A 12,688-nucleotide genomic window follows, 5' to 3' on the forward strand; every position below is an offset into this window, starting at 1 on the left:
CCTATACTCTTTGAGCTATCCTAAGTTTAGCGCTTTCACTTCTTGGGTTAGCTTCTAATTCCTCTTTACTTGCCACAAGTGGCTTATTGTTAACAAGTTTTAACTTTCTCTTGTGATTGCATGTACATATAATGCTCTCTGGCGGGCAAATGCAATCAAGCGTGTTAAATTTAAATATATCTTTAACAATTTTATCTTCCATCGAATGAAATGTTATTATCGCTATCCTTCCATCAGGATTTAAAATATCGATAGCGTCTTGCAAGGCAGCATTTAATGCGCCAAGCTCATCATTTACCTCTATCCTTAAGGCTTGAAAAGTCTTTTTAGATGGATGTTTGTTCTCCCTCGCCTTTTTTGGTATTGCCCTTTTAATTACATCAGTCAGTTCAAATGTAGTCTCTATCGGCTTTTCTTCTCTATATTCACAGATGAATTCAGCTATCCTTCTAGCCCATCTTTCTTGTGAATACTTGAAAATTATCTCTTCTAATTCTTCCTTAGTATATGTATTGACGATGTCGTAGGCAGATTTACCGCTCTCTTGATCCATACGCATATCAAGTTTCGCGTCCAGTCTGTAAGAAAAGCCTCTGTCCTTGTTGTCTAGCTGATAAGACGATACGCCTATGTCAAGAAGTATTCCGTCTAAGTGATCAATTCCTAAGTTTTGGCAAATAGCTTTAATATTTCTATAGTTGTCGTGAACCAATTTAAAATTGCCGCCAACGCTTGATAATACTTCGTTTGCTTTATTAAGAGCTTCCCTGTCTCTATCAACACCTATTAATAGGCCGTCTTCATTAAGTCTCTTAAGAATCTCTTGTGAATGACCCGCTCCGCCAATGGTACCATCTAGGTAAATACCGTTCGGCTTTATGTCAAGGCCATTTATCACTTCATTAAGCATTATGGGTATGTGTTTAAACTCCATAACTACGCTCTCTTTATGTTATTTGCAAGCTCTTCAAGAGGTGCAACAGTTGCCTTATAGTTCTTATAAACTTCTGTATCCCAAATTTCAATTCTCTTTCTAACGCCAATTATGTAAACGTCGCCCTTTATATCCATCATGTCTCTAAGCATCTCAGGTAGCATAACACGGCCGTTTTTGTCCATGTTAGCTTCATTCATGTAAAGGAACATCTCACGTTCAAATTTTCTGTTTTCTAGAACAGTATCAGGTAAATCATCGAATTGTTCGAGCTTTTTCTCATAAGTTTCACGGTTATAAACGTAGATACATCTGTCGTAACCTCTAGTGATTATGAAGTCTTTACCAAGTTCATCACGCATTTTAGAGGGTATGATAACCCTCCCATTTGAATCAATACTATGTTTAAATAAACCCATGAACATTGATAACACCTTCTTAATGCTATTCTAAACATTAATAACCATTTCGAACCATTTCTAGCTTCTTTACAACCATTTTAAACCATTTTCACACATTTTACTAGTAATATTACAATCATGTTACACAAATGTCCAAAAAATACTACTAAAGTAGTATTTTTTGATAGTATTTAAAAATTTTTTAATAAAAAATGACTAGCTTTTACACTAGTCATTAATATCTATGGGTTTATTAACTTTTATATAGATTAAATTTATTTGATGCTAAATTGCTTCCTTAAGTAATAAGAAATTAAGTTTAGCACTTTCATTTAATAATTCAACTTTAAATTCATTTTTAAAGACTCTAATTACATCCTCACCATTAAATTTAGAAAGTTTTGCTTTGCCAATCTCTCTACCAGCATCATTAAGTAGTAATACCTCTTTTGTGTCAGTATACTCATCTTCAGCTCTTTCCATTTTTATTGTACTTGATACTATATTAAACTTAATTATCTTATCCTCACTCTTAATAGCATCGGTATTAGACATGACTTTGTTAGCTTTGACAAATAATGTATCCGGATTAAAAAAAGGATCGTAGACAAAAACTCTATATACAAATGCTAGTGAAACTATAATTAACAATATCAAAAAAATCTTATCGTTAAGTCTTTTTTCATGGCTTTCCCAAGCCGCATTGTTCTTTTCTTTCATTTAACTCTCACTCCATATCATTCTTTCTATTTTAACTATAAATATATAATTCTATCCGTTCTGCTAATTACGTAATCGTCATGTGATACTAAAACTATAGTTTTCCCTTTATCATTTAAATCTTTTAAACAGCTTAAAATTATCTCTCTGTTAAGTTTATCAACTGAAGCTGTAGGTTCATCTGCCAAAACAATATCTTTATTTTGTAAAATAACTCTAGCTAAAGCTACTCTTTGTTGTTCTCCTCCAGATAATTTAAAAACCTTGCTGTTTATATCAATATTTAAGTTTAAATCATCAAGAACATTTTCAATCTTTTCTCTTTTATTTTTTATTCTTTTGTCTAAACCTATAGATAAGTTGTCTAAAACTGAAAAATCATCAATCAAAGCGAAATTTTGAAATAAAAATGAAATTTTCTTAGATAGTATTTCTTTCACTTGTCTATTGTTTCTAAAGTCAACGAGTTTACTATCAATAATAATTTCTCCGCTATCACAAGGTTCTAGTAATCCCATCATATTTAAAAGTGTTGATTTTCCGCTACCAGAACTTCCCTTTATTCCAACAAATTCGCCTTTTTTAATATTACAAGTTAAATCTTCAAATATGATTTTATCTCCATATTTTTTGTATACACTTTTTAATTCAATCATACAATTATTCTCCTTTAATTATACTAAGTGACTTTTTAGAATAGTAATTTCTAATAACTATTAAATTTATAATTATCTCGTATAGTGCAAATATAACAAATATTTTGTTTATTAATACAGCAATTATAATATTTATAAAGAAATTTATTCCACATAATATTAAAATCACCCTCTTTGGCTTAACTCCATTAATTTTTAGTACTGCTAACTCTTTCTTTCTATATTCACAATAAGCTATGGATACAGCCAATATTGAAAGAGTATAAGAAAGAATATTAATAATCATAAATTGAAGATTATCTATAAATATTAACCAAAGATTATCTATAATTTTATTATAATCAGATTTTAGCTGCACAATTGATACCGTTCCCCTATCTGCCCCAATCTCTATTAAGTAATTATCAATTTGCATATTTGATTTTTCATCAAATATAAGTCTTCCGCCATTGTAATAAATATTGTTTTCGACAGGCGTCAAAAGATACACTGCATTATATACAACTTGTTCAGGAATAAGTAAATTATAATGTTTTTGTCCTTCTTTGATGTATTTAATTTCTGCTTTTTCAAAATCATTTATGCCCATAAGTATTTCATTTGTATTTAACTTTAAATTATAAGGCAATAAAACTGTATTTTTGTTCGCATCAACTTCGTTTTTACTAATTAACTTGTTATCGGTCGAATATATTTTTACATAATCAAGCATGTTATGTGACATTCGAATAATTGGCGGATTATCTAGCATATTATTCTTTTTATTATGGTCTAAAGATTGGTGCCCGTATAAGCTAAAACTAGGATTTGCATAATTATACAAATGTTCTTTGTCTATACTGCTTATACATTTTAAAATTTTATCCATATAGTTTTCATCAGGTGTGCTAGAAGTTTTTATATAACTTAAGTCATTGCTCCAAACAACCTCTATGCCCTGCTTTGCTACTTTCCAATCAAGATAATTTTCATAAAACTTAGAAGCTGAAAACATAAATGCAATTGTTATTACTATTTTAAATGAAATAACTAAAATTAATATGGCTTTATTGTTCTTATAATTTTTTAATGCAGGTATTATCTCTAATTTTTTAACAAATACACTCGCTACTAATGAAGCAATAAATGTTACAGCTAATAGGCATAATGAAATATATAAATACATCATTATAAAATCTCTAACAAGGAATTTATCTTTAATTAAAATATATATCATAAACATAATACTTATTGTTGTAAAAGACAAAAAAGCTGATTTTATTGCTTTAAGCAAAACTTTTAAAGAAATTTTATAGGTGTTATAAGCATTTAATTTTAAAATAGCGATTTCTTTGCTTCTTAGTATATAATGTATGCTAATACAAAATATCATAAACATAACTATGCATAAAAAATATATTATGTTTTCCTCTAAAAAAATTATCGAAATATTTGTACCACTATCTCTAAAAAGATTTTTTCTGAAATTAAAGTCTATAAGACTTTTTTCAAACTCATCAAAATTTTTATCATCATTATTTATAGCCCAGAATCTTTGAACTCTTAAATTATTCTTTTCAGAACTTTTATATAAAATTTTATTAGATCTTATCAGTTGTTTTTGTAGTCCATATTGGATCTTATCTTTACTTGATGTATTAATAAAAGAAAATTCAATTTCTTGGTTAAAAACGCTATTATTTTTATATTCATTTGTAAAAGTGGTAATGTCATATTTACTAGATAAGTTTTTAAGTTCTTCAGAACTAATACTTTTATCTACTAGACATTCATAAATTTGTCCATCACTTTGCGGAAATATAAAAAAGCTAGAACAAATAGTAAAAAGATATATTAAATAGACTGCAGTTAAAGCGCCAGTTATTGTAAATAGTTTTTTCATATAATCACCTCCGAATTTAAATTTATTTAATATTTTTTGCACGCTTTTGAACTTTTATTCTATAACTTGAATAGCCTTCCGTAAAATTATCTATTATTATTTTATATTTATTCATACTGCAACCTTCAATTTTTAGTCTTGTATCTTTGTTTAAGATATCACTAAAAATCAAGTCTCCATTTTCTTCTATTTCTAATAAGAACTTAGCTTCGCTTTCACATTCTATATCGCTTATGTCAATAATCATATCATCAAATGTTTTTCCATAAAATGAGCTCATGTTCACTTCATACGATCTATGATCAAAGTCATCTATATGGCCACTTACTTCTTCATCAAGTGCATCTATCAAAATATATTCTTTAAGTGAATTTGACTTTTTATTTTCTTCTTCACAAAGTATATTAACTCTATCGTTTCTTACTACTTCGTATTCTTCAAAATCACTTATTTCGATAACCCTTGTTGTATCACTAGGCAAAACCTCAACAAATGTGCAAAAAGCAAATATTAGCGCTGCTAAAAGAGTTAATAAACCGCTAAACCTCCTCCTATATACTTTCATAAGTACAATTCTTTCTTTTTGTGGATTTAAGCTCAATACAAGGTTTTCGTTCCTATTTTTCCTTTCCATAATCTTAAACATGCTCATTGCATAAGCTTTCTTATTTTCTTGTGTATTTCCAAGTCTTTCTAAAACTTTCTTATCACAAAGTATCTCTAAATCATCTTCAAAAAATTTGCTAGATATCCACATCGCTATATTGTACCAATACAAGCAAAGAGCTATATTCTTTATATGTGTAAAGGCTATGTCAAAGTACTTTATATGTGTCAGCTCATGCACTAAGACGTGCTCTAAAAGTTCTTCGTCCTCAAGTATATAGCTTTGAAGAACTATCTTTGGTTTAAAAACGCCATACGTTACTGGAGTTGAAAGATTGTCATTTATAAGCACTGTAACTTTTCGTCTTATGTGAAAATCATCTATGAGTTCATTGACAAAATTGTTATTCTCTAATAATTTTGAACCTTGCAATGCTTTATTTCTCTCAACAATCTTTGCGATTAAATAAATAACGAAAAGTGTAGCTATTATATATATATTAAGTCGTGATAATACATCTGCAACACTGTTTGTTATTTGACGTGTAAGATTACTAATAGACAGTAAAACTTTGACTGGTATGTTTAATAAACCATAATCCGCCGTTTTAGATACTTTAAAGACTATTGAATACGGAAGCAATAAAAATATTAGTAATATGGTCCAAAGCACTTTATTTGCTCTCTTTATACTGCTTCTGTTTAAAATATTTCGAAATAAAAGTATTATAGCTATGAGCAGTATACTTTTTATGCCGCGATAAGCTCCTGTTATTTTAACCATATTCACCATCTTAATTATTTTTATCTAAATCATCAATTAGGCTTTTTATTTCATCTAATTCTTTTTTGCTTACTTTCTTCTTTTTTAAAAACGCTTTACAAACATTTAAGAAAGAGCCTTGAAACAACTGCTCGATAGCTTCATCTTGTTTTTCTTCTAAAGCTTCTTCTCTACTAATGCCTAGTTTTAGTTTGTATTTAGGATCAATTCTAAGAAGCGCTCCCTTATCAACTAGTCTACTAAAAAATGTATAGGCAGATGTCTTTGCCATGCCAAATTTTTCATTAAGCAGTTTCCAAAGCTCTAGTGCCTCTATCTCTCCTTTTTCATTTAAGCATGTGCCTTCCCACATGACTTCCATGACTTTAAATTCACCTTCTGAAAATTTCATACTATACCTCCTCGCAAATATTTATATTCTCAATTTGAGTATACCTCTTAACTTTATATTTGTCAAGTGATTTTGCACTTTTTTATAGTAAATTTATAAAATTCTATATATAATGCCTTTACTATAGAGAAGGCTTATAAAAAAAGAGAGCCTAAGCCCTCTTTATAAAACAGTTTATTCTGTCATCTTATATATTAAATTTTTTATCATCATAGTACTATCTTTGCTTGTATTTTTCAAACTTATATCTAAATCTTTTAGCTCATTCATAAACTTTAGTAAAAACTTATAATTATATGAGTTCGCTAGGCTTGATAGCTTTTTGTACTCGTATGGCGATATTTTTAATAAATCTTTTTTCTCAACTTCGCTTTTTTTCTCTATATCACAAATTTTTAATTCTAAAAGGAGTCTTACGTTTCTAAAAATCATATATGAGGTCTTTATGTCTGCTTCATCATTTCTTAATAGCTTCTCATATTCATTAAGTGCCGCAGCTGTCTTTTTATTATTGATTGCGTCTATCATGGCAAAGATATTGTCAATGGTATTTTCCTTAACCACATTTTCAATTGTGCCTCGAGTGAGTCTACCTTTGCCTATGTAGCTCGCTAGCTTCTCCACTTCTGATTCAAGGCTATACATATTGACGCTTTCGTCGCTATAAAAGCCAAGTCTATCGATCAAGAATCTTGATTCGGCAAAACCTGCTTCTACGCCCAGCTCGTTAAATTTACGCGCCGTCCACTTAACAAGGTCCTCTATCTTTTCCTTGTCAAAATTTACTATGTGGTCGTTTTTCTTGAAATATTTATAAAATTTAAATGTCTTTTTTATGCTGTCATCCTCATCCATAAATATGATTATGCTCGCATCAGACATTTTTCCAAGCTCCCCAAGTAAATCATCATCGTTAAGCGCTTTGATGCTCTCATTTGCTTTTCTCACAACTGTAATTTTTTTCTCAGCCATAAGAGGAAGCATAGTGATATTAGCCTTGATATCTTTAATCAAATTCTCTGAGTACTTTAGATCCGCTAGGTTCATAAGCCTTTGATTGCTGTCAAGATAATTATTTATCAGCGCATCCAAGGTCTTGTCCATGAGATAGCACTCTATTCCCTTGAAAAGATAAGCGCCGCTGACATTATTCATTTTTACTTCATTTAAAAAATTTCTATAGTTCATAAATCATGTCTCCATATTTTTTATACTCATCAATTATTATACTTATTATATAAGAAAATATTATAGATATCAAGGTCAATAAGAAAATGTATTTTTTCATATAATCAAGATAATTGTAATATTCTTTATAGAAAGTTTCTATCACATATCCGTTATCTTTGAAGACAACGCTAATCATGCCTTGCCTGTCGGTTCTGTAAAAATTTGCGCCAATGCTTTTGAAGTTTTCAAGCGTTTCTTCATGTGGATGTCCATAAGAGTTATTCAGCCCTTGCGAGCTAATTGCATCTTTTGGCATAGTTTTTTTAAGAAAATTAATTGATGAACTAGTTTTTGATCCATGATGAGGGACTTTTAATATGTCAATTTTAGATAGTTTATCAATATAATAATCTTCAGCTTCTCTCTCAATATCGCCAGTAAATAGAGTTTTTGCGCCGTGCGCCTTTAATACGAATAAAAGTGAGCTGTTATTGCTATCAAAATCTTTGTCTCTGTGCACAATCTTGATATAATTATCGTTGCCAAGGTCAATACCATTAATATTATTTGGATTTATATAATTAATTCCTCTAGAAATTATCTCTTTTTTAATAAATTCTGGAGCTAATTCCTTGTAAAAACAGATGTTCTTTACCTTAAAATCATCTAGTAAATAGATTAGGTTACCATAGTGGTCGCTATCAAAGTGCGAGACGAAAATTATGTCTAGTGAGTTTACGCCCGCATTCTTAAGGACTTCTCTAAGCGTTCTATCGTATGAAAATGATGTGCCCATGATGTCTCCTGCCACATCGACCATAATTTTCTTATTATTTATATCTAAAAGCATTGCCTCTTCTTGACCTATGCTAATCATATTGAGCGTGTCATAATGCTTTTGATTTTTCATATATATGAAGCTACCAGTAAATGTGATTGTCGCCATCATCATAAGCATGAACTTCACTAGCTTTGTCTTCATGTAGCTAAAATTATTAGCAAAATAAAAAGCTATAAGCAAGACGAAATAAGCTAAGATAAGCGCATCTTGATTATATAGCGAAACCTTCAAAATATCGACTCTTGAGATAAATAATAAAATTTTGTATAAACCACTTAGTAAATAGTTGACGATTGTGAATAAGATAGAGAATGGGCTTATAATTATTGAAATCACAAGTATTATAAAGCTTGCTGTGATTATGGCTGAGTAAATCGGAAGTAAAATTAAATTTGTGATTAGTGAAATAAAATTAAACTCGTGAAATGTATATAGCTGAATTGGTGCTAAAACTAAGTTAATCGCAAGAACAAAGAGTACCCCTTCTTGAAGCTTATTCTTCTTATCGCCAAGTTTTTTGAGTCTTCTAAAAATTATTTCTATCGCATAAGCTGCTCCATAAGAAAGATGAAGCGAAACCGAAAATACATAGTATGGATTTATTAAAAGCGTTATGATTAGCGCAATTGATATGATTTCGACGCGCTCTATGTTTATATCGTAAGCAAAGGCTAGATCAAACGCGATAAATAATATCATGGCTCTTAAAAATGATACTGGATAATTGATTACAGCGCCATAAATGATTAAAAATATTATGCAAATGCTGCTCGCCTTTCTTTTTGAAACTCCAAGACCCACAAGTATAAATATGATGGCAAAACTTATTAAGGATACGTGAAGGCCAGAAACTGCAAGTAAGTGGCCGAGGCCAACTGACCTATAAGTTCCAAGCTCATCTTCATCAAGATAATTTGTATTTGACATAAATATCGCCTTGAGAAAATTTGAGTTACTTGTATTCATCTTGTTTTTAGTTAGCGCATCAAGCTTATTTTCAAAAGCAAGATTTAATTTTTCTGCCAAAGACATTTTCCAAGAAATTTTTTCAAAATCCTTAAACTTTGCCTTGTACTTAATATTTTTTGTTAAATAATACATCTTTTCGTTGAAAAGATTTGGATTCGCGTTTATCCTTATATCTTCAAGCTTAGAACTTACTTTAATAGTATCAAAATTAGCCAGTGCTTCTTTTCCTGAGTAGTAGCACTTAAGCCTTTCATTAAAAATATTGCCATCAATATTTTTCACAGTACCAAAAAAAGTAGAGTATCCATCATATTCCTTAAGATTTTGCACTCTAATTATGTATTCTTCACGCTCATTCTTATACTTTTTAAAAACGCTCTGTCCCCTATAATTAGTGTAAATAGCTGTTAGGAAAAATACAATCACAGACAAAAGCAAATAAAGCCTTGTACGATTTTTTGTAAATATGCTTAAGCCCAAAATTATACCAAGGCTTATTAAAATATAGCTATTGATATTAAAATAATAAGTGTAAATGGCTGCGAGAACCATAATACACGCAAAAAACGAATATTTTCTTCTCATAGTTCCTCAATAGAATTATATCACTTATATCTAATTATTAAAAGAATTTACAGAAAATAAGTGACTTTTTCACAAAAATATATTATAATATATTTGGTGATACTATGGAAAATATTACAGACGCTTACATGGAGCGTAGAAAAATTTATAACATCGCCCTAAAAACTGCGGAGCTACTCATTAAGAATGGCTCGGAAATTTCGAGGGCAAATGATACAGTTAAGAGGATACTTTCAAGCTACGGCTACTTCGACATACCCTTATTTCTCTCTCCTACAGTTATAATCATAGGCGACAACAACGATAATTCGTCCTTCTATCTTGTGAAAAACATCGAGACTAGAGGCAATAACATCGGCAGGGTCAATATGATTAATGCTTTCTCGCGAGAATTTTGCGCGAAGAATATAGCTATAGATGACGCTATGCAAAAGCTTGAAGAGATTGAAAAGAAAAGTGAATATAGCTTTATGATGATACTTGTGATGGCCTGCATCGGCTGTGCGGTCTTCACGCTAATGCTTGGAGGCAGTTTCAGTGACTTTGCCTGCTCGATATTTACATCAGCATGTGGCTTTGTTGTAAACGAGTATATACTAAAGCTATCGAAAACACCTTTCTTAGGTAACTTCGTGTCCTCGCTTGTTGCAACACTTGCAGCAGTTTTACTAGTTAAGCTAAATTTAGGACATAATCTAAATATGATAGTTGTTGGCTCGATACTACCACTAGTGCCGGGAGTTGCCTTTACATCAGGAATTAGAGACTTCTTAAGTGGCGACCTAATCGCTGGTACTGCAAGAAGCTTTGAGGCCATATTCGTAGCAGTTGCCATAGCCTTCGGCGTTGGTAGCGTACTTATGCTTGTTTCGCTAATGGGGTGGATATAATGAACTATGTAATAAAACAATTCTTACTTGCGAGCGTTTCATGCGCAACCATATCCGTCTTATTTAATATACAAAAGAAGAATATATTCTTATGCGCAATCAATGGTGCAATTTGCTGGACTTTGTATATGGTCTTGACAGAAAATAACTTCAGCTATATATTTTCGTCGCTACTATGTGCTCTATTGTGCGGTATACTTGGAGAATTTTTTGCAAGATGGCAAAAAACACCAGTCAATTGCTACTTTATTATAGGCGTCATACCACTAGTGCCAGGCCTTAAGATATATCAATCGATGAACTACTTCATCAATGACAATCTTGAAATGGGTGCAACAGAAGCAGTACAGTCTTTATTCATGGCAATCGCCATAGCAGTGGGACTTATGATAGCATCATCAGTAAGTAAGATATTTAGGAATGTAAAAACACAAAAAGAATTAAAGAGACTTAAAAAAATATATAAAGGCAAAAATCAATAAAATGAAGCATTTTAAAAGCCATCCACTAAGTGGATGGCTAATTTTTTGCTATTTATTTATATCTTTCTTAAAGCAAATGATTCTATTTACTTCTTTAAAACCGATGGCGATGTGAAATTTATAACTATCATTATTTGTCAAAATGCAGTCGCTTGCAAATTCCTTAGCTCCTTGCTCTCTTCCCCATTCTTCACATCTATTAACTAAGTCCTTTGCATAGCCTAAATGTCTATGCTCTTCATCTACGTATATAGCTTCAAGATAAGCTACTGGAGACGTTTCGCAGCCCTCAACGTAATCATGACGAAGCGAAGCATTGGCAAAACCTATTGCCTTATCACCAATAAATTTAATGAAACAAGTAGACTCCTTGTCGCGAGTCATGTCTATGAATTCTTGTTCCAGTTCATCTTTGTCATCGCTGTCCCATATCTTAAGCGCCATAGCAGCAAGAGCTGGCGCGTCTGAAATAGTCATTTCTCTAATCATAATATCACCAATAATTAATCTAAATCGAATCTATAAATATTTACATCAGTATAACCCTGTCTACGTAAATCATGGCCTTGAGGAACTTCTTTTACTTCTAATAGATCTCCGCCAAGAAGCTCACAAGTGCGATACGAGGGAATGTTGTCAGGTTTACATGTAATTATTAAATAATTCATCTCGTGCATTTTAGCTAAATTGAATAATAGCTTACACGCCTTCATCGCATAATGATGTCCTCTGTACGGCTCATCAACAACGTAACCAATGTTTCCACCAATGTATGTATTTAAATTGTGACCGATTCGTAAATCGCATACGCCTACCTTAGTGCCATCTAATAGACAAATGTCGAAGTAGTAAGCAGGAAGCCAAGCCTTTTCAGGCTGCGCATCACAAGTTTTTCTAAGTTTTAAGTATATTTCTTTATCTTTTAAATTTTCAGTATTGTAAAACATTGTCTGTATTCCTTTCTTATTATATATAATATGTAATTTGCTAAGTGAACCTTTACGCTATGATGGATAAGATGATCCTATATATTGATCTCATTAAAATCTTTCAGCAGAAGAAGAACCTTGTCCAAACTGGACAAGAACCTTTACGCTATGATGCATGGGACGCAGTGGAGCTTTTCGGCAAACGGAATGTACTAACCATACCTGAGTATTGCCGACAAAGCGAACAAGTTCCATGCGCAATTTTGATAAGATTAAAAAAGACAGTTCGTTAGCACTGTCTTTTTGCTAAGTGGCGGCTACCTATTATCCCAGGTCGTCTCCAACCAAGTACCTTCAGCGTTAAGAGCCTTAACTTCCGTGTTCGGTATGGTTACGGGTGTTTCCCTCTTGCTATTGCTGCCACATTTCTTAATAACCATAATTCTTT

Annotated in this window: 13 protein-coding genes and 1 rRNA gene; 2 read left to right on the forward strand and 12 right to left on the reverse strand. The window is 31.4% G+C overall.

Translation table 11 applies throughout. From position 1 onward, the window contains the following. Position 1 precedes the first annotated feature (1 nt). The 9 genes from rsmH to AC2UOP_RS02890 form a co-directional block, all read right to left on the reverse strand. Entirely contained in the window at positions 2 to 934 is a 933-nt protein-coding gene (rsmH, locus tag AC2UOP_RS02850; protein WP_484832553.1) for a 16S rRNA (cytosine(1402)-N(4))-methyltransferase RsmH, read from the reverse strand. Between the two features lie 2 nt (positions 935 to 936). After that, positions 937 to 1,359: a division/cell wall cluster transcriptional repressor MraZ gene (mraZ, locus tag AC2UOP_RS02855; protein WP_019213809.1), complete on the reverse strand. Its 423-nt coding sequence runs from the start codon at positions 1,357 to 1,359 to the stop codon at positions 937 to 939. Positions 1,360 to 1,620: 261 nt separating this feature from the next. Continuing rightward, positions 1,621 to 2,055, reverse strand: coding sequence for a hypothetical protein (locus AC2UOP_RS02860; RefSeq protein WP_484832554.1), 435 nt, complete (start codon positions 2,053 to 2,055; stop codon positions 1,621 to 1,623). 35 nt (positions 2,056 to 2,090) lie between these two features. Further along, positions 2,091 to 2,711: an ATP-binding cassette domain-containing protein gene (locus tag AC2UOP_RS02865; protein ID WP_484832555.1), complete on the reverse strand. Its 621-nt coding sequence runs from the start codon at positions 2,709 to 2,711 to the stop codon at positions 2,091 to 2,093. Between the two features lie 4 nt (positions 2,712 to 2,715). Continuing rightward, positions 2,716 to 4,593 (reverse strand): hypothetical protein, encoded by a 1,878-nt coding sequence (locus AC2UOP_RS02870; protein ID WP_484832556.1) that lies wholly within the window; start codon positions 4,591 to 4,593, stop codon positions 2,716 to 2,718. A gap of 22 nt (positions 4,594 to 4,615) precedes the next feature. After that, on the reverse strand, positions 4,616 to 5,983 hold the full coding sequence (locus AC2UOP_RS02875; protein WP_484832557.1) for a M56 family metallopeptidase: 1,368 nt from the start codon (positions 5,981 to 5,983) through the stop codon (positions 4,616 to 4,618). Between the two features lie 10 nt (positions 5,984 to 5,993). Further along, entirely contained in the window at positions 5,994 to 6,374 is a 381-nt protein-coding gene (locus AC2UOP_RS02880; RefSeq protein ID WP_484832558.1) for a BlaI/MecI/CopY family transcriptional regulator, read from the reverse strand. Between the two features lie 174 nt (positions 6,375 to 6,548). After that, entirely contained in the window at positions 6,549 to 7,562 is a 1,014-nt protein-coding gene (gene holA, locus AC2UOP_RS02885) for a DNA polymerase III subunit delta (protein WP_484832559.1), read from the reverse strand. Then, the gene (locus AC2UOP_RS02890; RefSeq protein ID WP_484832560.1) at positions 7,552 to 9,939 is read right to left on the reverse strand and encodes a DNA internalization-related competence protein ComEC/Rec2; all 2,388 of its coding nucleotides are present in this window, start codon (positions 9,937 to 9,939) and stop codon (positions 7,552 to 7,554) included. The genes holA and AC2UOP_RS02890 overlap by 11 nt, the downstream gene beginning before the upstream one ends. A gap of 104 nt (positions 9,940 to 10,043) precedes the next feature. On the opposite strand from AC2UOP_RS02890, the gene AC2UOP_RS02895 reads away from it, so the two are divergent. Beyond that, the gene (locus tag AC2UOP_RS02895; RefSeq protein ID WP_484832561.1) at positions 10,044 to 10,829 is read left to right on the forward strand and encodes a threonine/serine exporter family protein; all 786 of its coding nucleotides are present in this window, start codon (positions 10,044 to 10,046) and stop codon (positions 10,827 to 10,829) included. Continuing rightward, positions 10,829 to 11,311, forward strand: coding sequence for a threonine/serine exporter family protein (locus AC2UOP_RS02900; RefSeq protein ID WP_484832562.1), 483 nt, complete (start codon positions 10,829 to 10,831; stop codon positions 11,309 to 11,311). Before AC2UOP_RS02895 ends, AC2UOP_RS02900 begins: the two co-directional genes overlap by 1 nt. A 48-nt stretch (positions 11,312 to 11,359) precedes the next feature. Here the strand turns inward: AC2UOP_RS02900 and aac(6') are convergent, their stop codons facing one another. The 3 genes from aac(6') to rrf form a co-directional block, all read right to left on the reverse strand. Continuing rightward, on the reverse strand, positions 11,360 to 11,800 hold the full coding sequence (gene aac(6'), locus AC2UOP_RS02905; protein ID WP_484832563.1) for an aminoglycoside 6'-N-acetyltransferase: 441 nt from the start codon (positions 11,798 to 11,800) through the stop codon (positions 11,360 to 11,362). A 14-nt stretch (positions 11,801 to 11,814) separates the two neighbouring features. Continuing rightward, positions 11,815 to 12,258 carry a GNAT family N-acetyltransferase gene (locus AC2UOP_RS02910; protein ID WP_484832564.1) on the reverse strand — a complete coding sequence of 148 codons (444 nt, stop codon included), beginning with the start codon at positions 12,256 to 12,258 and terminating at the stop codon, positions 11,815 to 11,817. A 290-nt stretch (positions 12,259 to 12,548) separates the two neighbouring features. After that, a 5S ribosomal RNA gene (gene rrf, locus AC2UOP_RS02915) occupies positions 12,549 to 12,665 on the reverse strand. Between the last annotated feature and the right edge of the window lie 23 nt (positions 12,666 to 12,688).

This window comes from Fenollaria sp., assembly GCF_057222035.1.

Bases quoted from the DNA above. Each gene is read 5' to 3' on its own strand.
- mraZ (WP_019213809.1), bottom strand. From the start codon at position 1,359: ATGTTCATGGGTTTATTTAAACATAGTATTGATTCAAATGGGAGGGTT.
- AC2UOP_RS02895 (WP_484832561.1), top strand. From the start codon at position 10,044: ATGGAAAATATTACAGACGCTTACATGGAGCGTAGAAAAATTTATAAC.
- AC2UOP_RS02860 (WP_484832554.1), bottom strand. From the start codon at position 2,055: ATGAAAGAAAAGAACAATGCGGCTTGGGAAAGCCATGAAAAAAGACTT.
- AC2UOP_RS02900 (WP_484832562.1), top strand. From the start codon at position 10,829: ATGAACTATGTAATAAAACAATTCTTACTTGCGAGCGTTTCATGCGCA.
- AC2UOP_RS02910 (WP_484832564.1), bottom strand. From the start codon at position 12,258: ATGTTTTACAATACTGAAAATTTAAAAGATAAAGAAATATACTTAAAA.
- rsmH (WP_484832553.1), bottom strand. From the start codon at position 934: ATGGAGTTTAAACACATACCCATAATGCTTAATGAAGTGATAAATGGC.
- AC2UOP_RS02875 (WP_484832557.1), bottom strand. From the start codon at position 5,983: ATGGTTAAAATAACAGGAGCTTATCGCGGCATAAAAAGTATACTGCTC.
- AC2UOP_RS02865 (WP_484832555.1), bottom strand. From the start codon at position 2,711: ATGATTGAATTAAAAAGTGTATACAAAAAATATGGAGATAAAATCATA.
- holA (WP_484832559.1), bottom strand. From the start codon at position 7,562: ATGAACTATAGAAATTTTTTAAATGAAGTAAAAATGAATAATGTCAGC.
- AC2UOP_RS02880 (WP_484832558.1), bottom strand. From the start codon at position 6,374: ATGAAATTTTCAGAAGGTGAATTTAAAGTCATGGAAGTCATGTGGGAA.
- AC2UOP_RS02890 (WP_484832560.1), bottom strand. From the start codon at position 9,939: ATGAGAAGAAAATATTCGTTTTTTGCGTGTATTATGGTTCTCGCAGCC.
- AC2UOP_RS02870 (WP_484832556.1), bottom strand. From the start codon at position 4,593: ATGAAAAAACTATTTACAATAACTGGCGCTTTAACTGCAGTCTATTTA.